At 59.4% G+C, this 21,937-nt stretch carries 21 protein-coding genes; 11 read left to right on the top strand and 10 right to left on the bottom strand.

All coding sequences use genetic code 11. The features are described from left to right. Positions 1–162 precede the first annotated feature (162 nt). Positions 163–1,086: a LysR family transcriptional regulator gene (locus B7O88_RS03945; protein WP_088273868.1), complete on the bottom strand. Its 924-nt coding sequence runs from the start codon at positions 1,084–1,086 to the stop codon at positions 163–165. A gap of 113 nt (positions 1,087–1,199) precedes the next feature. On the opposite strand from B7O88_RS03945, the gene B7O88_RS03950 reads away from it, so the two are divergent. The 5 genes from B7O88_RS03950 (at position 1,200) to B7O88_RS03970 (ending at position 6,190) form a co-directional block, all read left to right on the top strand. Further along, positions 1,200–1,916 carry a 5-methyltetrahydropteroyltriglutamate--homocysteine methyltransferase gene (locus tag B7O88_RS03950; RefSeq protein ID WP_088273869.1) on the top strand — a complete coding sequence of 239 codons (717 nt, stop codon included), beginning with the start codon at positions 1,200–1,202 and terminating at the stop codon, positions 1,914–1,916. 61 nt (positions 1,917–1,977) lie between these two features. Continuing rightward, a complete protein-coding gene (gene rlmM, locus B7O88_RS03955; RefSeq protein WP_088273870.1) occupies positions 1,978–3,033 on the top strand; it encodes a 23S rRNA (cytidine(2498)-2'-O)-methyltransferase RlmM in 1,056 nt (351 codons plus the stop codon). Between the two features lie 432 nt (positions 3,034–3,465). Continuing rightward, entirely contained in the window at positions 3,466–4,449 is a 984-nt protein-coding gene (locus B7O88_RS03960; protein WP_088273871.1) for a DUF1852 domain-containing protein, read from the top strand. Between the two features lie 28 nt (positions 4,450–4,477). After that, a complete protein-coding gene (locus tag B7O88_RS03965; protein WP_088273872.1) occupies positions 4,478–5,506 on the top strand; it encodes a methionine synthase in 1,029 nt (342 codons plus the stop codon). A gap of 171 nt (positions 5,507–5,677) precedes the next feature. After that, on the top strand, positions 5,678–6,190 hold the full coding sequence (locus B7O88_RS03970; RefSeq protein WP_088273873.1) for a flavin reductase family protein: 513 nt from the start codon (positions 5,678–5,680) through the stop codon (positions 6,188–6,190). Between the two features lie 42 nt (positions 6,191–6,232). On the opposite strand, the gene B7O88_RS03975 is transcribed toward B7O88_RS03970, so the two are convergent. From B7O88_RS03975 to B7O88_RS03990, 4 genes are all read right to left on the bottom strand, one after another. Beyond that, positions 6,233–6,994 carry a hypothetical protein gene (locus B7O88_RS03975; RefSeq protein ID WP_140418563.1) on the bottom strand — a complete coding sequence of 254 codons (762 nt, stop codon included), beginning with the start codon at positions 6,992–6,994 and terminating at the stop codon, positions 6,233–6,235. Continuing rightward, the gene (locus tag B7O88_RS03980) at positions 6,994–10,395 is read right to left on the bottom strand and encodes a T6SS effector BTH_I2691 family protein (protein WP_088273875.1); all 3,402 of its coding nucleotides are present in this window, start codon (positions 10,393–10,395) and stop codon (positions 6,994–6,996) included. Before B7O88_RS03980 ends, B7O88_RS03975 begins: the two co-directional genes overlap by 1 nt. Next, positions 10,379–11,257, bottom strand: coding sequence for a DUF4123 domain-containing protein (locus B7O88_RS03985; RefSeq protein ID WP_235005726.1), 879 nt, complete (start codon positions 11,255–11,257; stop codon positions 10,379–10,381). Before B7O88_RS03985 ends, B7O88_RS03980 begins: the two co-directional genes overlap by 17 nt. 302 nt (positions 11,258–11,559) lie before the next feature. After that, entirely contained in the window at positions 11,560–11,844 is a 285-nt protein-coding gene (locus B7O88_RS03990) for an antibiotic biosynthesis monooxygenase family protein (protein WP_088273877.1), read from the bottom strand. A gap of 130 nt (positions 11,845–11,974) precedes the next feature. Between B7O88_RS03990 and tusA the strand changes: the two genes are divergently transcribed. Beyond that, positions 11,975–12,208 carry a sulfurtransferase TusA gene (gene tusA / locus B7O88_RS03995; protein WP_088273878.1) on the top strand — a complete coding sequence of 78 codons (234 nt, stop codon included), beginning with the start codon at positions 11,975–11,977 and terminating at the stop codon, positions 12,206–12,208. An 8-nt stretch (positions 12,209–12,216) separates the two neighbouring features. Here tusA and B7O88_RS04000 read toward each other — a convergent pair whose 3' ends face one another. Both B7O88_RS04000 and B7O88_RS04005 read right to left on the bottom strand, forming a co-directional pair. Further along, a complete protein-coding gene (locus B7O88_RS04000) occupies positions 12,217–13,290 on the bottom strand; it encodes a DUF3080 family protein (RefSeq protein ID WP_088273879.1) in 1,074 nt (357 codons plus the stop codon). Positions 13,291–13,304: 14 nt separating this feature from the next. Then, positions 13,305–14,696, bottom strand: a complete 1,392-nt coding sequence (locus B7O88_RS04005; protein ID WP_088273880.1) for an MATE family efflux transporter — start codon at positions 14,694–14,696, stop codon at positions 13,305–13,307. A 144-nt stretch (positions 14,697–14,840) separates the two neighbouring features. Between B7O88_RS04005 and B7O88_RS04010 the strand changes: the two genes are divergently transcribed. Further along, positions 14,841–15,380 (top strand): elongation factor P hydroxylase, encoded by a 540-nt coding sequence (locus B7O88_RS04010; RefSeq protein WP_088273946.1) that lies wholly within the window; start codon positions 14,841–14,843, stop codon positions 15,378–15,380. Here the strand turns inward: B7O88_RS04010 and B7O88_RS04015 are convergent. Then, positions 15,377–16,273 (bottom strand): alpha/beta fold hydrolase, encoded by an 897-nt coding sequence (locus tag B7O88_RS04015; RefSeq protein WP_088273881.1) that lies wholly within the window; start codon positions 16,271–16,273, stop codon positions 15,377–15,379. The two genes, B7O88_RS04010 and B7O88_RS04015, sit on opposite strands and share 4 nt — an antisense overlap. A gap of 414 nt (positions 16,274–16,687) precedes the next feature. On the opposite strand from B7O88_RS04015, the gene pdxB reads away from it, so the two are divergent. After that, positions 16,688–17,827, top strand: a complete 1,140-nt coding sequence (gene pdxB / locus B7O88_RS04020; protein WP_088273882.1) for a 4-phosphoerythronate dehydrogenase PdxB — start codon at positions 16,688–16,690, stop codon at positions 17,825–17,827. Here the strand turns inward: pdxB and B7O88_RS04025 are convergent. Further along, positions 17,817–18,005 carry a PA1571 family protein gene (locus B7O88_RS04025; protein WP_088273883.1) on the bottom strand — a complete coding sequence of 63 codons (189 nt, stop codon included), beginning with the start codon at positions 18,003–18,005 and terminating at the stop codon, positions 17,817–17,819. The genes pdxB and B7O88_RS04025 overlap by 11 nt on opposite strands. A gap of 81 nt (positions 18,006–18,086) precedes the next feature. On the opposite strand from B7O88_RS04025, the gene B7O88_RS04030 reads away from it, so the two are divergent. Together B7O88_RS04030 and B7O88_RS04035 are read left to right on the top strand one after the other, a co-directional pair. After that, a complete protein-coding gene (locus B7O88_RS04030) occupies positions 18,087–19,244 on the top strand; it encodes an ATP-NAD kinase family protein (protein WP_088273884.1) in 1,158 nt (385 codons plus the stop codon). A gap of 88 nt (positions 19,245–19,332) precedes the next feature. After that, positions 19,333–19,839 carry a hypothetical protein gene (locus B7O88_RS04035; RefSeq protein WP_088273885.1) on the top strand — a complete coding sequence of 169 codons (507 nt, stop codon included), beginning with the start codon at positions 19,333–19,335 and terminating at the stop codon, positions 19,837–19,839. 67 nt (positions 19,840–19,906) lie between these two features. Here the strand turns inward: B7O88_RS04035 and B7O88_RS18345 are convergent, their stop codons facing one another. Then, the gene (locus B7O88_RS18345; RefSeq protein ID WP_459562085.1) at positions 19,907–20,266 is read right to left on the bottom strand and encodes a hypothetical protein; all 360 of its coding nucleotides are present in this window, start codon (positions 20,264–20,266) and stop codon (positions 19,907–19,909) included. A gap of 39 nt (positions 20,267–20,305) precedes the next feature. Here B7O88_RS18345 and B7O88_RS04045 point away from each other — a divergent pair, with 39 nt between their 5' ends. Next, positions 20,306–21,847 (top strand): hypothetical protein, encoded by a 1,542-nt coding sequence (locus B7O88_RS04045; protein WP_088273887.1) that lies wholly within the window; start codon positions 20,306–20,308, stop codon positions 21,845–21,847. The last annotated feature ends 90 nt before the right edge of the window (positions 21,848–21,937 follow it).

Here is a 21,937-nt window from a genome sequence, read left to right on the forward strand (position 1 = left end):
GCTTGCGTGTAAGGTAAAGTCGCCCGGATGGGTTATCCGGGCGGCTTGTCTCGATATTGAGATAAGCAGAGTCTGAGGTTTCTTCGCTAACTTCCTGTTGTGCCTGGGAAAATACGGATAAGTAGTGGCACGGCGGCGCAGTGCCATTTCACCCGAATGGGCTCAGTCGTTGCCCCTCGCGCTGACCCCTTCAAGCGTCGCAAAGGAGGTGTCCTTGGCGGTAAGCAGAAAGTCCTGCAGATAGGGCATTGTCATCATGTCTTCACGCACCGCAGCGTAAAGGGTGCCGAACAGGCCGTCCGGTCCAAGCCGGCAGGCGCTGACGTAGCCCTTGTGCAGATATTCGGCCAGCGCCCAGTTGGGCAGGCAGCACACACCGCGACCGGAGGCCACCAGCTGCATCATCATGACCGTCATCTCGGCAGTACGCACACCTGCCGGCTCGACTCCGGCGGGTTCAAGAAACTGCTTGAAAACGTCGAGGCGCTCGCGCTCAACCGGGTAGGTGATTAACGTCTCACCGGCCAGATCATCGGGTCTGATGTGGTGACGGGTACTCAGCGGATGCTGGTTGCTGACCGCCAGCAGGGCCTCGTAGGTAAACAGGGGGACATAGCTGATGCCGGGGATATCGAGCGGGTCTGAGGTGACAACCAGGTCCAGGTCGCCACGGGCCAACGCCGGCAGCGGAGCGAAGAAGAACCCCGAGGCAAAGTCGACCTCGACCTCGGGCCAGGCGTTGCGGAACTGATCGATAGTCGGCATCAGCCATTGGAAGCAGCTGTGACACTCGATGGCCATATGCAGGCGCCCGGCCTGGCCGCCCGCAAGCCGCTGAATATCGCGCTCGGCCTGACGCACCTGGGGCAGCAGGCTGTCGGCCAGACGCAGCAGCCGCAGACCTGCGCTGGTAAAGCGCACCGGCTTGCTCTTGCGCACAAACAGGCTCATGCCAAGCCGTTCTTCCAGATCCTTGATCTGATGCGACAGGGCCGACTGGGTCAGATGCAGGCGCTCGGCGGCTTCAACAAGGCTTTCTGCCTCGCGCAGGGTGGTCAGGGTGCGCAGGTGGCGGAGTTCAAGCATGGCAGTGGGTCTATATGAGAAAAATCGAACTATAGCATGAGCAAGATGAGTTTGATTCAGTGCTCGCCGCGGGCGAGTATCGCCCACTTTGTTGAGCGATCAGGAGGCATCCCATGCTGCTGCACCAAACCGGTCCCGCGGTATCACTTGCGCAGGAGTCAGCGCGCTGGCACCAGCAGGCTGACGCAGGTATGGCATGGGTCAGCATCGCCGCAGCCGGTATGCCACCCTTCGACGGGTTGCTGGAACGGGTTGCCAGCGCCCGGGCCTGCGGATTCAACGTCAAGCCGGTTATTCCGGGGCCGTTGTCGTTGCTGTGGTCACTCAGTGATGGGAGCGAGGCGGGGCTTGAGCAACTGGATGGCTTGCTGGACGCCTATGACGATCTGCTGCTTGCCCTCGGCAAACACGGGGTGGAGTGGGTCGAGCTGAATGAGCCGCAACTGACGCAGCCGCTTTCCCCGGTATGGATTGCGGCCTGCGAGCGCAGCTACAACCGGTTGCAGCGTACAGCACTGAGACGGCTGCTGGCAGTGAGTGGAGGCCCGCTGGTCGACAATCTGGGGTTGGCCTGCAGCCTCCCGGTTGATGCGCTGCAGATCGAGTTGCACGATGCGGAGCGTGAACTGGTTGCTGCGCTGGATCGGCTTCCTGCCTATAAGGCGCTGTCACTGGTGCTGCCTCAACCCGAACAGTCGGCAGCGCTGGCGGCGCAGCTACGGAGCGTGCATCAGCGTCTGGGTGATCGGCTTTGGCTGGCGGCCAGCGATGAAGGTGAGCTTGCGCATTGGGCAGTGGAAATCGGCAACCCGTCGTCTATTGCTGCCTGACGCTTCAACCTGTGCCGGTCTGCCTGTAGAGTAGCGCCCCATTACCTTTCGGGAGCGAATCATGCAGGAACTGTTACTACATTGCCGTCCAGGCTTCGAGGGCGAAGCCGCTGCGGAAATGCAGGAACTGGCCAACGAGCAGGGCATTGCCGGCTACCCCGTGACCCGTGACGGCAGCGCGCTGGTGCGTTTTGTCTGTCCGGAGACGGGCGATGCCGAGCAACTGATGCGGGCCATTGATTTCCAGCAACTGATCTTCGTTCGTCAGTGGGCTCTGGGCAGCTGGGTCGATCTCGATCCGGAAGATCGCGTCAGCCCCATTATCACCGCCTGTGCCCAGGGCCCGATTGCCTCGCTGATCTGGCTGGAAACCGCTGATACCAATGATGGCAAGGCGCTCGCGGCGCTGACCAAAAAGCTCAAGGGGCCGCTCGAGCGCGCGCTGACCAAAACCCGGTTTGTGCGTCCGAACAAGACCGAGCTGCCGCGCCTGCACCTGTGCTTCGAGAGTGGCCAGAAGGTGTTTGTTGGCTGGTCCTGGGCTGACAATGGCGCGCCCTGGCCGATGGGGATTCCCCGTTTGCGCGTACCGAAAGAAGCGCCGAGCCGCTCGACGCTGAAATTGGAAGAGGCGTGGCACCACTTTATCCCGCGTGATGACTGGGACGTGCGCCTCAAGGCAGGCATGACAGCGGTCGACCTTGGCGCCGCCCCCGGCGGCTGGACCTGGCAGCTGGTCAACCGGCTGATGAAGGTGATTGCCGTCGACAACGGCCCGATGGATCGCCGCCTGATGGACAGCGGACAGGTCGAGCACGTGCAGGCCGACGGCTACATGTACAAGCCCAAACGCACTGTTGACTGGATGGTCTGCGACATCGTCGACAAGCCCGCCCGCAGCAGCGCCCTGGCCGCCAAATGGATTACCCAGAAACTTTGCCGCGAACTGATCATCAACTTCAAACTGCCAATGAAGCAGCGCTACCCGGAGGTGGTCCAGTGCCTGGCGCATATTCAGGACGCACTCGAGGCGGCCGGCATCAGGGCAGAAGTTGCCTGCAAGCAGCTCTATACCGACCGTGAAGAAGTTACCTGCCATATTCGAGTGTTGCGCTAGGCCTTATTTCCTCAGTCGCGCTGCCTGCGAGAAGCCCTGCCTACCGTCATAGATTGAGGCTGCAGCCGGTTTGCGACGCCTCAGAGCCTTGCCGTCGATCTACCGACGGCATCGCTATCGCATTGCCCTGCCGGCAGTGTTGCCCCTGATTCGTTCACCCTGCGCGATTGCTTGCTGCCGGTGCGGGGCGCATATCCGCTCAGACATCGCGGCGTCAGGCGGCCCGCCCGGCTCTGGCGGGGATCCTGTCAGGGTATTTTTGCCATCATGAGCTTAACTAATACATCGGTGAAATACGTTCAGTTTTGTTCAATTTAAGGCTGACTTAAACTGCCATCTGTTCCCTGGTGTGCGCATCAGAAAAGGAAATTGAGAACCCTGATGGGCTGTTGCTGCATTCAGGGGTTTCCAGACGTCAGGATACCGACTGCCATGAATACCGAGTTTGAGTTTGCCATCAAAAGCATTCCCTTTGATGAGAATTACCACCCCTCCGACAGCACGCGGATAACTACCAATTTCGCCAACCTGGCGCGTGGTGAAAATCGCCAGGAGAATCTGAGCAACGCCTTGAGGATGATTAATAACCGCTTCAACGCGCTGGCACATTGGGATAATCCCAAGGGCGAACGGTACGCAATCGAGCTGGAAATTATTTCTGTTGAAATGACGGTCGAGGCAACAGGGGCGGCTGACAGCTTTCCTGCGATTGAGATATTGAAAACCAATATCCTTGATAAAAAGACTGACAGATGCATTGAAGGGATCGTTGGCAACAACTTTTCATCCTACCTGCGCGATTACGACTTTAGCGTAGTGTTGCCGGATCACAACAAGGGGCAGTCCGGCTTCAGCGTGCCCGCCAATTTTGGCGATCTGCACGGCAAGTTATTCAAGTATTTTGTTGATTCAGGTGCGTATAAACAGCATTTCAAGAAGTTGCCAGTGATCTGCCTGAGTGTTTCGGATAACAAGATCTACCATCGGACGGGAAACCAGCACCCTGTGCTGGGCTTTGAATATGAAGCCAATGAGTCCTCTTTGACTGAGCGGTACTTCAAAAAGATGGGGCTGGCTGTCCGCTATTTCATGCCGCCAAACAGCGTTGCACCGCTGGCGTTTTACTTCTTCGGAGACCTGCTTAACGATTACACCGATCTGGAGCTGATCAGCACCATCAGCACCATGGAAACCTTCCAGAAGATCTATCGGCCCGAGATATATAACGCGAACGCTGCTGCCGGGAAGTGCTATCAACCCAACTTGCAAAATCCGGATCACTCAGTGACCCGCATTGTCTATGACCGAAAGGAACGCAGCGAGCTTGCTGTTGCGCAGGGGAAGTTCGCTGAAGAGCGTTTTATCAAGCCCTACCGGGATCTGCTTGAGCAGTGGTCTGCCAGTTGCTCTCTTTAAATAACCAGGATACACGGCACGATTTACCATGAATAAACTATTACCTACGTCAACTGCGGGCAGCCTGCCCAAACCATCCTGGCTTGCGGAACCGGAGAAGCTGTGGTCACCCTGGAAGCTTGAAGGGGACGCACTGCGCGATGGCAAGCGCGATGCATTGCGCCTGTCACTGCATGAGCAGCAATGCGCCGGCATCGATATTGTCAGTGATGGTGAACAAACTCGTCAGCACTTCGTAACCACCTTTATTGAGCACCTCGATGGGGTCGATTTCGCGAAGCGGGAGACTGTTCGGATTCGTGATCGGTACGATGCCAGTGTACCGACTGTCACTGGCTCGGTTGCTCGCCGGAAGCCTGTGTTTGTTGAGGACGCAATCTATTTACGGCAACTGACGGATCAACCTATCAAATGGGCACTGCCAGGGCCCATGACCATGATTGATACGCTTTACGATGCGCACTACAAAAGCCGCGAAAAGCTGGCCTGGGAATTCGCCAAGATTCTCAATCAGGAAGCCAAAGAACTCGAGGCTGCAGGTGTCGACATTATCCAGTTTGATGAGCCTGCTTTTAACGTGTTCTTTGATGAACTGAATGACTGGGGGGTTGCCACATTGGAGCGAGCCATAGAAGGTCTGAAATGTGAAACGGCGGTTCACATTTGCTATGGCTACGGCATCAAGGCTAATACCGACTGGAAAAAAACGCTGGGCTCGGAATGGCGCCAATACGAAGAAGCGTTCCCTAAACTGAAAAAATCCAAGATTGATATGATTTCGCTGGAGTGCCAAAACTCGCATGTTCCGATGGACCTGATTGAGCTGATCCGCGGAAAGAAGGTGATGTTGGGCGCCATTGATGTGGCAAGCAATACGGTAGAAACACCGGAGGAGGTTGCCAGTACCCTGCGCAAGGCGCTGCAGTTTGTTGATGCAGACAAGCTTTATCCGTGCACCAACTGCGGCATGGCGCCTTTGTCTCGAGAGCTGGCCAGAGGGAAGCTGAGCGCCTTGAGCGCCGGCGCGGAAATTGTTCGCCAGGAGCTCCTTGCCTAGCAATTGGAGGATGTAGTGGCGTGCGGGCAGTGATGATTGAACGTGTAGATCAATCACGCTGCTGGTAATGGGCTGGGGTTGGAAAGACCCCGGCTCACGTTCGCCGCCTGACATATTGCTGCCAGCCTCTCCAGTCACGCTCTATCTGGATTTTTGATTTCAGGATCTGCCATGTCTGTTCCCAGCTCCACCATAGACCCCCTGCGCTTTCGCGAAGCTCTTGGGCACTATGCTTCCGGTATCACCGTCATCACCTCAAACGTCGATGGCGAGCCGATTGGTTTTACCTGTCAGTCGTTCTACAGCGTATCGATGAGCCCGCCGCTGGTCTCTTTCAGCGTCAAATCCGACTCGTACAGCTACCCCAAGATTCGACGCGCGGGTCGGTTCGCGGTCAATATCCTGTCCGGCGATCAGGTCAGCATATCCAACCGGTTTGCTCGGCAGGGCGCGAACAAGTGGCTCGGCGTTGAGTGGCAGAACTCACCTTTGGGAAATCCTGTTATCGACGGTAGCCTGCACTGGCTGGATTGCGAAATCCACGCTGAACACATCGCGGGTGATCATTTGATCGTGATTGGCAAGGTAAAGGCGTTAAGCCTGGAAGAGACTGCTTCTGTCGAGCCCCTGCTGTATTTCAAGGGGCAATATCATTCACTGCCTGCCAGCATTCAGGGTGATTGACGAGTTCTGCCTTGGTGGTGAGTCTGTTAATGGTTGTGCCCATCAAAATTCGTATATCTGCCTGCCCGGCGTAAGTTCGATGTGCGGTATCCGGCTCCTGACCATGGCAATGACTTCGGTCTGCTGGTCTTTGCGGAAGTACAGTCGGACATCCTGGCTGGTGAACTGCTCCGGATTATCTATCTGGGCTGCGTACTCGGCGGGCAGTTCGTAGGGTAGTGTTAGCACGATGAGGCCTTGTTCGGCGTCGAGCATCGCCTCCAGCACCTCGCTCCACAGATACTCGTCATGCTGGAAGTCTTGCCAGTAGGTTTGGTAGCTCGAGTCGCCACCCACCGAGGCCAGGCCTATCCCCACCAAAGCCGGCCCGGCCAACGCGGCAATGGATAGCGCCGGGTTGCTGATTAACAGCATCAAGACAATCCCGACCATCACGAAAGGGATGACGCGTATCAAGACAAAAACTATGTCAGGTATATCTTGCCAGCGGCACACCTCAAGGTGGTTGGAGGTTGCACGATAGACGAAGACTGTTTTTTGCATGGAGTGTTTGTAGAAAAAAAAGCCCATGAATGCGGCCGTCGTGCAGAATATATCGACTTCAAAAGCATCGTTAAAAAAATAGCTATACAACGCGATGCAAAGCGACGCTCCTATGATGCAGATAATTCCTATCCCGTCGAATGCCAGTATCTTCTTGTCAATAGCCTTGACTGTCCATGTCAATAGAACGCCTTCTTCGGAGTGCTTCCACTCCATCTTTTTTGAAAGCTCTGCTGTTTTGCGCCATGAGGTCCGTCTCATTAAATGACTCCCAGATTGAAACCGGAATTTGAATGTGCTTTCACTGGCCCAGATGGAGATGTGGCAACACTAGCCGGTTCGACTTGCCGATTTTTTACGTAAGGATTCTCATGCAACGTGCCCTCCTGTATTCCGGCCAGGTTGATGCTGAATCGATAGCCGAGATTGTCGGGGCGTTGCAGTACAGCAGGTGGATAGTTGATGCTGATATCGAGTCGGTCCATGCCACGGGAGCGCGGAATGTGGACCAGCCAGATACGCCAGTCAGTTGCCTGGTAGACAGGCCAAACCGTGTTTGGCTGATTACGGACCCCAAGCGAATCCCATTCGCCAAGCTCGTCAAGTTTGATCCAGCGGCCCTCTGACATATAGCCAGAGTACATGCCCGCGCGGTAGCCGGTTTCTCTGTCGGAGCGAAACCAGTTTCCTTCTGTAACCATCATCGGGTGGATCCTTGCGGTGTGGCCGGCGATGCCTGGAGGGAAAATCAGCTTTAGCCAAACACCGTCTTCCAGTGTTTTGGCAATAACGGTGGGGCGCAGCAATACCTCGTGCAAGGCTCTTAGCTCGTCTGCATTTCCCTTCTCGGTGTCCGGCCAGTAAGGATTGCTCGCTTTGCCCCAACTGCTGCGGTAAAGCCATAGCTTGAAGCCCTCCAGCTTCAATGAGTCTGAAATTAGCGAAATGATTAGATGAGCCATGCCCAGCATCGCTAATGCGATAACCATCCACGGGGCAATAGTAAGGCTGGCAGACATCACTCCTAGCCAGGTAGCAGCGGAGGTCATTAATTGAAAAGCTGCAACCGCTCCAATGACGGCCGTGATGAATAGCTTGGCCCGCAATGCATTTTTCCGATCTTCAGATTCTGCACCACCTATTTCTTCTTGCACCTGAAAATATTCGGCTGCCGCGGCAATAACTGAAAGCGCAGACACAGCAATTGCTCGCATTGCAAAACTCTTGAACAGTGCCTTGTACTCTAAGCCGCTTTTCCACTTATGGGCCGCAGCGCTGGTAAGTCGCATTAGTTGCTGTTTAGCCCCGGTAGTCGTAACTGAGCCCGTTAGGCCGCTAATCCTCGACCACGCCGGTATCAACGTCATGGTGGCCAAGCTCGCCAGCATGCTGCTGGCTGCCGTGCTGACTGCCAACTGGTCTTGCCGGCTCCATTCGCCGTTGGCGCTGGCGGCGGTCATTGTTTCGTGGAAGTTCCAGATGTTGAGTACGGTGACCAGGCCGGCGAGACCTTGGGCGGCGTTGCGTTTTGTCCATTCGTTTACCCGCTTGAGGTAGGCGCCATAGTCTCGTGCTTTCAGTTCCAGCTGTTGCGCCAGCTCTGCACGGACCAGGGTTTGTATGGAGTCGATGCGGTGCTCGGTATGAGTACGCAGGGTCTGGGTGTTGAGTTCGCCGTTGACCAGGACTTTGTTTGGCATCTCCAGCATGAGGGCGTCGAGTTGGCGTTTGAGTTGGTGGACGTCTCTTACCGCTGCCATGCGGTCGTGAGTTCTGCCGGTTGTTACCACGCGGGTCTGGGCGTCTATTCGGCGGGTTAGTTGCGTGACCTTGCGCATCCAGGCGGCGTGTTTCTGCTGATATTGGCTGTCAATCAGCAAAAACGGGCGGGTTTCGTTGATCTGGCTATGTATTGATACCGAGATGGTTGTATGCGCGATGGTTTTCCAGCGTGGCGCATGGCGGCTGCTGATGGCGGGAAGGAGCTGGAATTCGAATGCTTGCCAGGTCTTCTCGTAGTTGGCGGCGGCCACGCGCAGTAAGGTTTCGTAGGCTGTCTGCGCTGGCCTGCTCAGGCGCTGAAAGATCGCGCTGTTGCGGATGGTTTCATTGCTGAGGACGTCGCTGATTTCCTGTGTGCGCTTGGCGACGGAGGCACTGGTCGCCAGGGATATGCCGTCCTCTTCGACGAACTCCCTGGCCAGTTGCTCGATACCTGAGGCGAGCTCTGCGTCGAAGTTGTAGTTGGCCAGACCAATCAGCGTTTTGGGGATGGCGTAGTCCTCAATCACCCATTGCTGCGCTTGCTGATCGTGGGCGAGAAAGGACAGCCAGGCGTCAGCGTGGTTGATCAGGCTCAGGCACTGTTCTTCGTCCGTCTGATCGAGGAACAGGCCCAGCGGATCGGGACCAATCCGCTTCAGCCAGGTGATCAGGTCTTGCAGGCAGGGCGTCAGTCTGGCCTGTATACCCTCTAGCTCTTGCGCTTTTTCCAGCGCGAAGGTTTGTGATTCCTCAAAGCGCACCTGGTCGCGCAGGGTTTCCCGCGTGCCCCACTGTTCAACCAGACCGTCCAGCTTGGCCGGTGCGTCCTGACCGTATCCGCTAATCAGTTGCTGCTGGTGCTGTTCCAATGTCTGGCCCGCGGCGAATGCGCTGATTCCGTCCGTTGGTCTGTTCAATTCCTTCAGGTAGCGCGCCTTGGCAGTGAGATAGTCCTGCGCCTGCTGTTTGAAGGCGTGAAAGGCTTCTGGTGACAGCCTCATCTCGGACTCCAGCGGAGAGAAATCAACACCGGCCAGCAGTTCGATATGTTGAGCTATGGTCAGCTTGTGCAGGTGTTGTTCTTCGAACTGGCTGAGTTCGAGCGCCGGTCCGGCGCTCTGCATGCTGAGGTCATCAAGGATGCCAAGATGATCGTCCAGCGCGATGAACAGGGCGGAGTCCTGGTCGGGTACGCTGGCAAGCACGGTGTTGCTGCCCAGGGCCGGTTTGTATGTGGCGTCTTCACCTGTGGCCTGTGTGGGCAGCGTGGTGCTGTCGAAGCGCTGGCCGGGGACGGCTGTGCCGTTGTCGATATCGGCGACTGTCTCGCCCAAGTGCCTCAGCGGGGCGCAGTGGGGTGCCGACAGCGTTTTGGCATAGGTGGCCAAATCGAGCCCACGCATCCATTTTTCCTGGTTCACCGGCTCCTGCATGCGCTCGTGTGTCCAGGCTGTCCACCGCTCGGCTGAGTAGGCGATATACAGCTGGTGTTGGCGTGGGTACAGCAGATGGCTGAGGCCATTTGAGCAGGCAAGTGGTTGACCTGCAGCACGGGCGCTGCTGGCGACTTTGCTGAAGCGAGCGCCGGTTATCTGGTATTCGTCCCGGGTATTGGCGGTGCGGTCGATCACATACAGCCAACCGTCGCGCAGTTGCCTCAGGGTATAGCTGCGCCGGTTCAGCTCGGGCAGCGATTGATGGCCCTGCCAGTGTGGCGGAGTGGGGTTGGGGCCAGGCTGGTCCGGACTGTCCGCGGCCTCGTCAATCGCGTAACGCACCGGGAAGATGGCAACCTCTCGCTGCTGCAGGGGGCATTGGGCGGTGGCGCTGGCGGGCTTGTCTTCGAAGGTGGCCCAGAGGCTTTCCAGTAATGCGAGTTCCCTATGCAAGACGGTCATGGTTTTCATCATCCCTGATTGGCGCGGTTGCGCGGTCGCGGTAGTAATGCTGCAGTCGTTGGTCGGGTGTCGCCGGCAGCTCCCTCGGTGCCTGGGTTAGCCACCGTCGATACGGCCCCTGTGGATTACCAGCAAAGTCGTTGCCGTCACGCAGGGCCAGTTCGCACCAGATGGCGATGCTGCGCTCGGTGCTCAGGCCAAAGGCTTCGGCATCCGCGAGTCGGGCGTTGAACCAGTTGTCCCGTGTCTGTTCGGGTAATACTGATAGCGCGGTTTGGTGGTTTTCCTGCAGCCAGCAGTAAAGACGTTCCTTCAGTTGCTGTTGATAAGCTTGCTGCAGCGCTGACAGCTGTGGGTAGCCGAGCAGGCCAGCGGGCAGGCCGCTTTGCGCTGCCGGGGGCGCAGAGGCGAAATCGTGCCAGCGCGGCTGTTGAGGGAGCAGAGCGCTGGGTGGCACTGCGATACGCCAGCGGGTTACTGGACCCATGACAGCAGGGAGAGCGTCGGCGTCGTAGCTGTGCAACCAGAACCAGGCAACCTGTGGGTCGGCGTAGCGCAGCAGGGTTGCTGCGCCGGAAACGTCAGTGACCTGATTGAAGCGCCGAAGATGACTGGCGACGACATCTGCAAGCGCCCGGCTTTCAAGCACCGCAGCGCTTGCGCGCAGCTCTGCGCTGGTTTCGATTTCATAAAAAAGTGCAGAAGCCGAATCGGTGCTTACCAGCAGCGGCCCCAGATCGGCTGCGCTGTGCCAGGGGGAGCCGAAATAAAGCGGCTCGACCTCCAATACCTCATTGCGCGCATACAGGCGCGCCAGGGCATTGTGATAACGGGCACCGTCGACCAGCAGGTATCGATGCATCACGTCGCGATACCGGCTGTTTGCGTATTGTGCGCCTGGTTGATGCCATCCAGGTACAGAGCAGACTGTACTGTGGCAGTTAGGGAGAACATCCGTGTTCCTTGCAGTGCGATCCATGCGGCGCCCGAGCGGAAGGTCTCAGGCCGGAATCTAAAGCTTAGGGGGATCGACAGACGATGGCTGCGGGAAGCGCGGAAATATTGGAGGCAGTGCGCATTTGCTGACAAAAATGCGTTGATTCAGGCGTCACGCCAGAGTCGCCCGGATGCTCTCTGGCGTGGTAGATCGCTGTGCTGAGCGTACTACAGCGGCTCAAGCAGGGTGATGCGCTCTTCTTCAAGCAGTATGGGAGCAAACTTGCTGATAGCGTCGCGGCGGGCTTCCGACTCTTCCCAGCGCTCCCAGGAGCGGATGTTCTGCCAGGTCACCATGATCACACGCCGGTTGGGATGCTCCAGATCACGGAACGACTCACCCGAGATGAACCCAGGCGACTGGATGGCCGCCGACAGTACGCGCCGCGCGACTTCTTCGTAGGGTACTTCCAGACCTTCTGCGATATCCCGTTCAATCAACACCTTGATCATGCTTTTTCCTTACCCGTTTCGGGGTGTTGCGTCTTGACGACTTTCCCTCCCAGTTTCGGCCGACAGACTGCGTCTGGCAAGCGTTGCGGCATTTCGGGATAATCGGCGTTTTCCGCTTCGGGACTCGCCCATGTCTGATGCTACCGCCACCCTTGATACCCAGGGCCTGATGTGCCCCGAGCCGGTCATGATGCTGCACAATGCGGTGCGCGATATGGCCGCCGGTGAGCTGCTCCAGGTCCTTGCGACTGACCCGTCCACCCAGCGCGATATCCCGCGTTTTTGCAGTTTTCTCGGTCACGAGCTGGTTGAGCAGCACGAGACCGGTGGCATCTTCCATTACCTGATTCGCAAGGCTGGCTGAGCCGCGCCTCAGGGCGTCTGCCAGCCGGCTTGCCCGGGTGCGGACTGGCAGGCGCCGAGCACGTCCTGCCAGGCGCGGGTGTGTTCATCGACGGCCTGCCGGTAGCTGTCCCACAGCGCCTCCGGCTTGCCTGCCAGGCGATCCAGCGCCTGCGCTGTGGCGGGTGGAATATGTGCAACAGCACGTAGTTGCCCGATCTGCCTGGCCCAGGGTTCGCCGAGCCGTTGCAGTTGCGCCAGATAGGGCTGGATCTCGCCAGCATAGAACAACACAAACACGTTCAGCAGAATTTTCGAGCGTTCCGATGGCTGGTTCATCGGGCACAGAAAGGTTGCCGGCTGCGCCTGCAGCATCGCGGTGGCCTGCTGGAGACCGTGTCGGGTTTGCGCCAGCGAGGTAATCAGCTGGCTGCTGCGCTGGCTGCGTTGCAGGGCCTGGAACAGCGGATCCAGCTCGTCAACTGGCGGAGGGAGGTGTTCGGGCAGGGCACTGCCAATCGCCGTCAGTTGCTGCAGTGCCGCTAGCGCCTCGTCGGTCAGGGGGGCGCTGGTCACCGGCAGCGGCTCGGTGGCAAAGCGCAGATAATGCTCTGCCTCGCTGCTGGCGTTGATCGCGTTCCAGAATACCGCTGGCAACTGGCTGCGCTTGCGCTCGGCGATGTCGCTCAGCTCGGTCAGCAGCTCCTGCTGCTGCGGGTCGTCTGCAAGGCTTTGCCGGCAACTGTCCAGCGCGCGCAGCAGCTCACCCTCGTAGCCCAGGCGGCTGCTCCAGGGCATGACCTTGCCCAGCACACTGTTACGTTCGGCAATGCGCTGCTGCAGCGGTTTGCATTGATGCACATCGATCAGCAGATCGAGCAGGCTGATGCGTTCGGCGGGGATGTCGTAGAGCCGGTCACGGCGCTCGGTGAGCCGGTACTGACTGAGCTGGTTGGCATCAAACGGGATGAACTCCTGCTTGAGCACGCGTGCGACGCGGCTCAGATAATTGTCCATTTGCTGCTCGGCATCGGGCACAGGCTGGCAGCCGACACAGAGCGCGGCGATGGACAGCAGAACAAGCAATACGGGCGATGAGCGCATGACGCCAGTATGCCCTAGTGTTGAAGCCCGTGCTGGTAAACGGGTTTGCGGCTGACCGCCCGCAGGCGCAGGCCGAGGAACAGGGCGGCGCTGCTCAGGCCCACAATCAGCCCGATCCAGAAGCCGGCCGGGCCTCTGGCCGGCCCCAGCCAGTCGGTCAGGCCTAGCACGTAACCGGTCGGCAGGCCAATCAGCCAGTAGGCGATCATGGTCAGCAGCATTGGCAGACGGGTGTCCTGAAAACCTCGCAACGCGCCGGCGCAGGCCACCTGCACCGCATCCGAGAACTGGTATAGCGCAGCGAGCACAAACAGGCTGGAAGCCAGCGCCAGTACCTGCGGATCCTGGGTGTAGATCAGCGGAATCTGTCTGGCCAGGGTGAACATGATGATGGCCGCGATGGCGGCAAACAGCAGTGCCAGCACCAGACCCACCTTGGTTGCCAGCATGGCGGCACGGGCGCCACCGCGCCCCAGGTTGTGGCCCACGCGTACGGTAATGGCCAGCCCCAGACTGAAAGGCACCATGAATGCCAGCGAGGTGAAGTTCAGGGTGACCTGGTGAGCGGCAACTACAATGGCACCGAGGCTGCCAATCAGCAGGGCAATTACCGCGAACATGCTGGTTTCGGCAAACAAGGCGATGCCGATCGGGAAGCCCAAGCCGATCAGCTCGCCCTGGGTGCGCGCCTTGGGCCAGTCGAACCGCTCGAACAGGCCGCAGGGTTGATAGAACGATGCGCGCTTGAGGTGCACCAGCAGGCAGCCCAGCATGGCCCACATGACGATCGCCGTGGCGACGCCGCAGCCGACCGCGCCCATGGCCGGGAAGCCGAATTTGCCGTAGACCAGCACATAGTTGGCGGGGACGTTGATCAGCAGTCCGATGAAGCCAATCAGCATGGCCGGTTTGGTGCGCGAGAGACCGTCGCTCAGCCCGCGCAGAGCCAGCATGACGCCGACCGCCGGGAAGCCGAGGGAGATGGCCAGCAGGTAGTCGAGGGTCACCGGGACCAGCTGCGGATCGACCTCCATCCAGCCCAGCACTGGTCGCATCAGGTTGAGAAACAGCATGCAGCCACAGCCGATCATCAGCCCCAGCCAGGCGCCCTGGCGCACCAGCGCACCGGTTTCACTGATACGACCGGCCCCATTGGCGGCAGCAACCTTGGAGGTGACAATCATCATCACCCCGGTGAGAAACAGCAGGGTCGGAATCCAGAATGAGTTACCCAGCGCCACCGCTGCCAGCGCCTCGGCGCTGACGCGCCCGGCCATGGCCGTGTCGACAAAGCCCAGCAGGGTATGTGCCAGCTGCGCCGCGATGATCGGGAGCACCAGCGCAATCAGGGCGCGCAGTTCTGTTACAATGCGCGCCCGAGCGGGCAGGGGGGGAGTACTGGTCATTCTGGCCGGACCTGACGTAAAAACCGCCCATGCTAGCAATTTACGGCGTATTGTCCAGCTGCACCGTCACGGTGCTTTCCGGCCTTGCGCCCGGGGCCGGTTCGAGCGCTGGCACCCAGTCACTCAGTACCCATGGTTTTCAGCATGCATCACGACTGTCAGGACCTGATTCGTTTGTTCGACGAGTGTTTTCTCGCCGACCTCAACACCTGTCTGCTGGGCGGCTATCCGGAGCCCGAATACCTGCCGGCCGATGCGTCGCATCCGCACCACCGTATCCTGTTTACCCGAGATTACTTTCGCAGCGCATTGCATGAGGTTGCGCACTGGTGTGTTGCCGGGCCGGAGCGTCGACTGTTGCCGGACTTTGGTTACTGGTACGCGCCGGATGGCCGCACTGCTGAGCAGCAGCGCACCTTCGAGAGCGTCGAGGTCAAACCGCAGGCGCTGGAAATGATCTTTTGCCTGGCTGCCGGGCATCGCTTTGACGTGAGCACCGACAACCTTAACGGCGAGCAGACCGACCCGGGGCCCTTCCGCGCCAAGGTGCATGCGCAGGCGAAGGTGTACCTGCAACAGGGCATGGGCGAGCGTCCGACCCGGTTTGCTCAGGCGTTACTCGACGCCTACCAGCCGGGGCGCGTGCTCGACCCTGGGCTATTCTCCGAAGTAACTGCAGCCTAGACCGTCATCGGGATGACCTGCGCACCGCGCGGCCTGTGTTGCTCAACTGGCTCAGGGGCGACGAGGGCATCCGGTGCGAGGTACTGCAGCACCGCATCGCGGGTCTGAATCCAGGCTTCGCGGCTTTCCATATCCAGAAAATGCCCGGCGCCCTGTATCGTGGCAAAGCTGCTGCGACGCACGTAGCGGTTGAAGTCGCGGGCGTCCTCGACGCTGGTATAGCGGTCCCGGTCGCCGTTGATAAACAGGATTGGCACGTCAATATCGGCGCTGCCGCGCAGATAGCATCGCGTATCCTGGGTCAGTACCTGACTGACGTGGAACGCCATCTGATGGTATTCGTGCTCTTCCAGGCTGATAATGTGACGAAAGTTGAAGCGTTTGACCAGCGAGGGCAGGTATTCACCAATGGTCGAGTTGAGCAGCTCGCCCAGTTGGCGGCGTTCGGCGTTGAGCAGCAGGTCGATGCCGCGTTCGAGATAGTCACGCATGGCCGAATTGATCATCGGTGAAAATGCCAGCACGATGGCCTTCTTTATCCGCGCCGGGCGCTGGGCCAGGGCCAGAAGGGCTGAGGCGCCGCCCCACGAAAACGACATCAGGTGGTCGGCCTGATAATGCTCTATCAGCTCCAGCAGGATTCCGGCTTCCTGCTCCTTGGTAATCGGCCGCCGGTTGCTGTTGAGCGGCTTTGACTGACCCGCGTACGGCTCATCAAATAACACCACATTGAAGTGCGGCTGCAGGTAGCGCACCGTCTGCGCGAACGAGGCCGTGGTGGCCAGAGACCCGTTGACCAGAATGACCGTACCGCGCGGTGCCGGGCTCGCGTAATAGTGGGTGTGGATGCGAAATAGCCCCAGTGTTTCTACAACGTTGTGTTCTGCTTTCATATTCCCTGTCTCCGGAATTGGCTGGACCCGGCCGCGCTGGCGGGTCATACAGGGCAGTTGCAGGCAAATGGCCGTAAACAAGCAAAATCGCCAGGCAGGCGCGATGCGCGACCGCTGTGATTGTGGTTATGGCGACAGGGTGGTGAGGACAGTTCCGGGTGCGGCGCAGTGGGCTGTGCGTCGGTGCTCCCGTTACTCAGGCAGGTCCTGCAAGGTGAGGCAGTGCCTCAAAAAAACGCTTGGAATCATTATCAGACCGAAAAGTCACATTCGGACTGTGAGTTTCAGTTAAGCAGCGGCGTTGTCTCGGTGCAAGCAGTTGTTGCAACGAGGCGACAAAATGCGCAGCCAGGTGGACAGCGCAGCCACCAACGCTCGACAATGCCCGCGTCCCTTCTGCCAGGTGCCCCGCTCATGCATATCGTTGCCGACGAAAATATCCCCCTGCTGCAGGCCTTCTTTACCGATCAAGGCCGGCTGACGACGCTGCCCGGGCGCAGTATCCGCCGTGAGCATCTGCTGGACGCCGATGCGCTGCTGGTGCGTTCGGTGACGCGGGTTGACCCCGCCCTGCTCGAGGGCACGCCGGTACAGTTTGTCGGTACCTGCACCATTGGCACCGATCACCTGGACTTGCCGGGGCTGGCTGAGGCCGGTATTCAGGTTGCCAGTGCGCCCGGTTGCAACGCGCGCGGTGTGGTCGAGTATGTGCTCAGCTGTCTGCTGACCCTGTCGGAACGAACTGGCCTGCCGTGGCGTGAGCGCCGGGTGGGTATCGTTGGTGTTGGCGAAGTGGGTAGTCGTCTGGCGGCAACGCTTGGCGCGCTGGGCGTGGAGTGCGTACTGTGCGATCCGCCGCGGGCCGCCCGTGGTGAGGCGGGGTTTGTCGACCTGGATGCGTTGCTGACGCAGGTAGACGTGGTCAGCTGCCATGTGCCGCTGACCCGCAACGGCCCGGATGCAACCTGGCATCTGATCGATGCGCCCCGTTTGATGGCCCTGCAGCACGGGACCTGGCTGATCAACAGCAGCCGCGGCCCGGTGATCGACAATCATGCGTTGTCTGTGCTGCTGGCTGAACGCCCCGATGTGCAGGTGGCGCTGGATGTCTGGGAGCTGGAGCCGCAGGTCGATACCGCGTTGCTCAAGCTGTGTGCGTTGGGAACGCCGCATATTGCCGGCTACAGTCTGGATGGCAAACTGCGTGGCACCGAGCTGATCTATCAGGCTCTGTGTCGGCACCGTGGCGAGCAGCCGAGGCTGACGTTGCAGGCCCTGGCGCCGGAGGCCGGTTGTGCGCAGCTGCAGTTCAGTGCCGAGACGCCGGCCCAGTGGCTGCTGGAAAAGGCGCTGCGCCAGGTGTACGACGTGCGCGATGATGACGCCCGGTTCCGGGCGGTGATGATGCCGCTGGCGGGTCAGAGTACCGGGGCTGCTTTTGATGCGCTGCGCAAGGAGTATCCGCTGCGCCGCGAATGCCCGCAGGTAAGGATTCTGCAGGCGGATGGGGAAGGGCAGGCCGCGCTGCTGGCGGCCGCCGGATTCAGTGTTTGAAGCGCGGTTGCGCTGCCACCCACTGACGGTCCAGTTGGTCACAGGCGTGCTGGATCATCTGTTCGGTAATGGCGACTTCGCGACCGGCTTCATCGATGATAAAACCACCGACGCAGTGGGCCGGGTGCAGCAGAATCTCGGCGGTTTCACGACACGGTTTCAGGGCAGGCACGTTCATGGTTGTCTCCCGTTATCAGTCAGGTTCAGCCGCATTGGCAGCTGAACGCAGGATATGGCATTGCCATGACGGATTTGTGACATGGAAAACCCGATAGCAGAACATCACAACACCCGTTTTCGTCTGGGGTTGATTATCAACCCGCTGGCGGGGGTGGGCGGCCGGGCGGCGCTCAAGGGCTCCGATGGCGTAGCCAAGCAGGCGTTGGCAATGGGCGTTGAACCGCAGGCGCACAGCCGGGTAAGGCAGGCGCTGGAGTCGCTGCTGCCGCTGCGTGATCGCATCCGGCTGTTGGCTGCCCCTGGGGTGATGGGCGCCGATTTGTTGACTGATATGGGCTTTGACTGCGAGGTGGTCGGGGCGCTGTCTTGCCCACCGGAAACATCCGCTGAAGACACTGAAACCATTGCCCGGCAGATGAGCGAGCTGGGTGTGGACCTGCTGCTGTTTGCCGGCGGCGACGGTACTGCACGCAACATATGCAACCAGCTCGACGGGCGTCAGCTGGTGCTGGGTATTCCGGCCGGGGTCAAGATTCATTCCGGCGTGTATGCGGTCAATCCGCGCGCTGCCGGTGAGCTGGTCGCGCTGCTGGTGCAGGGCGAGCTGGTGCGGCTGCGTGAAGCGGATGTGCGCGACATCGACGAGCAGGCATTTCGCAACGGTCAGGTGCGTACCCGGCATTATGGTGAGCTATCGGTGCCTGAGGAGGGGCGTTTCGTCCAGCAGGTCAAGCAGGGCGGCCGGGAAGTGGAAACCCTGGTACTGGACGATATCGCAGCCGGACTGCAGGAAGCGCAGGAAGATGGCACAGGCTGGATCCTCGGCCCCGGCTCAACCACGCTGGGCCTGCTGGAGGCCATGGGGCTCGAAGGTACTCTGCTTGGCGTCGATGTATTGCGCGACGGTGAGGTGATCCTGCGTGATGCGACCGAGCAGCAGCTCTGGGAGTTGGTCGAGCAGGGCGGCGACTGGCGCATTCTGGTCACCGCCATCGGTGGTCAGGGCCATATTCTCGGGCGCGGCAACCAGCAGTTGTCACCGCGGATCATCCGCGCTGTCGGGCTCGATAACCTGCTGGTGGTCGCTACCAAAACCAAGCTGCGCAGCCTTGCCGGACGCCCCTTTCTGGTCGATACCGGTGACAGCTCGCTCGACAGTGAACTGAGCGGCTTGCGTCGGGTACTCAGCGGGTATCGTGAGGAAATGCTCTATCCGGTGAACTGGAAGGCGGAGTAAGGCAAGATAGGGCGCGTCCGGGCTGCGGTCAGCGATGCTGCCGGCGCCATCGTGCTGCCGACGTCGTTGTTTATCCTGAAGGGTGGTAATGAACAGACGCGATATCAAAAAGGCCCACGAGCAGAGTGTGCTGCGCTCCTTCAAGCGTTATCTCGAAGGGAGCGGGCGCAGTCTGGAGATTCTCGACTATCCCGATCCGCCGGACGCTATCGTTGTCCTTGACGGCTCACCCTGCTGGATCGAGATTACCGATGCCTTTATCGGGGCTGATTTTGCCCGGAGCCTGACCAGCTTTGCCGCCGATGATGTGGAGTACATCCCGGCCGGACGCGGGATGACCGTCAACCCGGATGAAAACTTTGCCGAGGAGGTGGTCGCGGTCGTGGAGAAGAAGTACGCCAAGGCCTCCATCACTGAGATATACGAGGCGAGCGGCGCGGGCATTCTGCTGGTCGGCCTGTACTCGCCGTTTGTGTTCGAGCGTGAAATTACACAGATTGTCAAAGTGCTTGCTGCGGTACGCCAGCAACATGACGGTCGGTTCAGCGAGATGTATGTCTACAACGCCGTTCATGATTTTTTTCTGGTTCCCTGACCCAAGGGCTGGCAGGCTGCGCGTTAAACTCGCTTTAGCCGGTTCCGGGCCTGCCCAATCCGCAGCGTCAGTCAATGAGGTATGAAACGTGAACAGGATAAATCCGAAGAAGCTTCTCCACAGCAAGTGGACGGCGGTTGCGCCGGTCAACCGGGAAAAGCATTTCATGATTACCGACGTTGAGGTCGATGAGGAAGGGCAGGTAATTGGCTGCGAGATCGAGGCGGTCCTTTCCAAGCGTCAGGCTCAGATTGACTGGCGTGAGCTGAAAGACGACGCCAGGTGGCTGCAAGGCTGGAAGTGACGTCTCGCGGCGCATGACATGGCCGTTGCGCTGGCGTAGGCTGCTGGCAGCGGGGCCGCGTCGGTGTTGTGAACAGCAATCTGGCAGCCGCTGCCTCACGCGGTTGCGCATCATCAGGCTCATCAGCTCACAGGCGGTGGGTACACGCTAAGGAATGGCACTATGAAAAAATGGCTGTTGGCAGTCTTGTTACCGCCGCTGTTGTCCGCCTGCTCCAATTCGGAGGAGGAGGCCCGCACGCTGCTCAACCATGCTATTCAGGACTGGGATCGGGGTGAGCTTGCGCTGGCACTTCAGGCCTTCGATCGGATCGAGGATCAGTATCTGCACACCGCTGCGGCTACCGATGCCTTGACGGAGCGAGCAGCGCGAATAGAAAGCTACCGCCTGGAGTTCGGCCCGGAGGCAAATCAGCGGCGCAACAGGGGGCTGGTGTCGCGTGATGTTCTTCAGCACCTTGAAGCGGTGCACCAGCGCAGCGGACTTTACCCGACAGGGCTGAGCGAAGGGGCAGACGCCTATCAGGGCCAGTTTGGCGCGTATCTCGAGCAATGTAGCTACCAGAGCCGATTGCCGCAGTATGGTTATCAGCTTGATTGCAGCAAGGCGGATGCGGCCTATCAACAGGAGCGGCGGCGCGGCGCGATGTCGGCCGCTGGCCGCCAAGAGTCCGCCCGGATCATCAAGTCCGCAGGCGATCTTGTGTCTGCGGCTACTACCTGGGGAGCGCGCCTGAATCCCTCTGGAGACATCCCTACCGGGCGGTTTCAGGCTTTTTATATCAATACCAGGCAACCGCAGCAGGTGATTGCTACAGAGACCGTGGATAACATCGCGATCAACTATATTCGGGATGACTTCCATGGCATCGAATCGGGCGACTTCGGTGGCTACTGGGTCGGCAACCTCATGTTTGAGGAGCCGACCGTAAAGCGGATTTCGGTCAGTCAGAGCTGGGCCAAGTCACGCGTTCTGATTGATGGTCGGGTGCTCTATGAGGGCGGCTCCGATCAGTCGGTGCTGTATCGCTTTGAGCCGGGTGTGCACAAGCTGGAGGTCGAGTACGTCAACAACTGGCATACCACCGAGTTCAACGTGGACATCAGCAGCGAGCAGACCTATCTTGAGGCCAGTGAGATTCGCGCACGCCTGGGCGAGGCGCTACCTGCAGATGTGACCCTGTATTACGCCGGTGTCTATGAGAGCAGCGCACAGGATATGTCCATCGTGCTGAACCTGGAGCACACACAAGGGCCGGTCGCGCTGGTCCTGAGCTCCTACAGTCCGGTCAGGTGGCATTTGTCCAACCCGTTTGGTGTCGACGTCAGGGCAGTTGTCTATGGCGCCTACAAGCCTGGCTCCAGGCTGGATGGCGACCTGCCCGAATCACTGCTCAGATTGCCGGCCAAGTCCCGGATCGGGTCCTACCGCGTGGGTGCGGAGTGCAGTTGTACTGCTGGGACTTTTCATTGTTCCGGGGGGAGCCTAGGGCCTACGCTGAGTGCGCTGAAGGGATTGACGGGTGTGTCGCTGAGCGGTTTTTCCGGCAGCTATTCTGCATCGGCACTGGCGGTTCCAGCGACCCGAATCGACGAGGCGTTTTTGGCCCGGCTGGCGGCTGATGAAGCGAACGTTGCTTCGCAGCGTGCGGCTTGCAAGACAGAAAATGACCCTGACTTCGAGACGCTTCTGGGTGATCCCTGAGCGGGATTGTCGTTGCCTTAATGGCGCCAGACAGGGTGGAGGTTTGAAACAAAAAAAGGGATCAGGTGAAGCACCCGATCCCTTTTTTTT

The sequence above is a fragment of the Halopseudomonas aestusnigri genome (genome assembly GCF_002197985.1).
GTDB classification, from domain to species: Bacteria; Pseudomonadota; Gammaproteobacteria; order Pseudomonadales; family Pseudomonadaceae; genus Halopseudomonas; species Halopseudomonas aestusnigri.

Coding starts and splice junctions, on each gene's coding strand:
- B7O88_RS03945 (WP_088273868.1), bottom strand. CDS start 1,086: ATGCTTGAACTCCGCCACCTGCGCACCCTGACCACCCTGCGCGAGGCA.
- B7O88_RS03950 (WP_088273869.1), top strand. CDS start 1,200: ATGCTGCTGCACCAAACCGGTCCCGCGGTATCACTTGCGCAGGAGTCA.
- rlmM (WP_088273870.1), top strand. CDS start 1,978: ATGCAGGAACTGTTACTACATTGCCGTCCAGGCTTCGAGGGCGAAGCC.
- B7O88_RS03960 (WP_088273871.1), top strand. CDS start 3,466: ATGAATACCGAGTTTGAGTTTGCCATCAAAAGCATTCCCTTTGATGAG.
- B7O88_RS03965 (WP_088273872.1), top strand. CDS start 4,478: ATGAATAAACTATTACCTACGTCAACTGCGGGCAGCCTGCCCAAACCA.
- B7O88_RS03970 (WP_088273873.1), top strand. CDS start 5,678: ATGTCTGTTCCCAGCTCCACCATAGACCCCCTGCGCTTTCGCGAAGCT.
- B7O88_RS03975 (WP_140418563.1), bottom strand. CDS start 6,994: ATGAGACGGACCTCATGGCGCAAAACAGCAGAGCTTTCAAAAAAGATG.
- B7O88_RS03980 (WP_088273875.1), bottom strand. CDS start 10,395: ATGACCGTCTTGCATAGGGAACTCGCATTACTGGAAAGCCTCTGGGCC.
- B7O88_RS03985 (WP_235005726.1), bottom strand. CDS start 11,257: ATGCATCGATACCTGCTGGTCGACGGTGCCCGTTATCACAATGCCCTG.
- B7O88_RS03990 (WP_088273877.1), bottom strand. CDS start 11,844: ATGATCAAGGTGTTGATTGAACGGGATATCGCAGAAGGTCTGGAAGTA.
- tusA (WP_088273878.1), top strand. CDS start 11,975: ATGTCTGATGCTACCGCCACCCTTGATACCCAGGGCCTGATGTGCCCC.
- B7O88_RS04000 (WP_088273879.1), bottom strand. CDS start 13,290: ATGCGCTCATCGCCCGTATTGCTTGTTCTGCTGTCCATCGCCGCGCTC.
- B7O88_RS04005 (WP_088273880.1), bottom strand. CDS start 14,696: ATGACCAGTACTCCCCCCCTGCCCGCTCGGGCGCGCATTGTAACAGAA.
- B7O88_RS04010 (WP_088273946.1), top strand. CDS start 14,841: ATGCATCACGACTGTCAGGACCTGATTCGTTTGTTCGACGAGTGTTTT.
- B7O88_RS04015 (WP_088273881.1), bottom strand. CDS start 16,273: ATGAAAGCAGAACACAACGTTGTAGAAACACTGGGGCTATTTCGCATC.
- pdxB (WP_088273882.1), top strand. CDS start 16,688: ATGCATATCGTTGCCGACGAAAATATCCCCCTGCTGCAGGCCTTCTTT.
- B7O88_RS04025 (WP_088273883.1), bottom strand. CDS start 18,005: ATGAACGTGCCTGCCCTGAAACCGTGTCGTGAAACCGCCGAGATTCTG.
- B7O88_RS04030 (WP_088273884.1), top strand. CDS start 18,087: ATGGAAAACCCGATAGCAGAACATCACAACACCCGTTTTCGTCTGGGG.
- B7O88_RS04035 (WP_088273885.1), top strand. CDS start 19,333: ATGAACAGACGCGATATCAAAAAGGCCCACGAGCAGAGTGTGCTGCGC.
- B7O88_RS18345 (WP_459562085.1), bottom strand. CDS start 20,266: ATGAGCCTGATGATGCGCAACCGCGTGAGGCAGCGGCTGCCAGATTGC.
- B7O88_RS04045 (WP_088273887.1), top strand. CDS start 20,306: ATGAAAAAATGGCTGTTGGCAGTCTTGTTACCGCCGCTGTTGTCCGCC.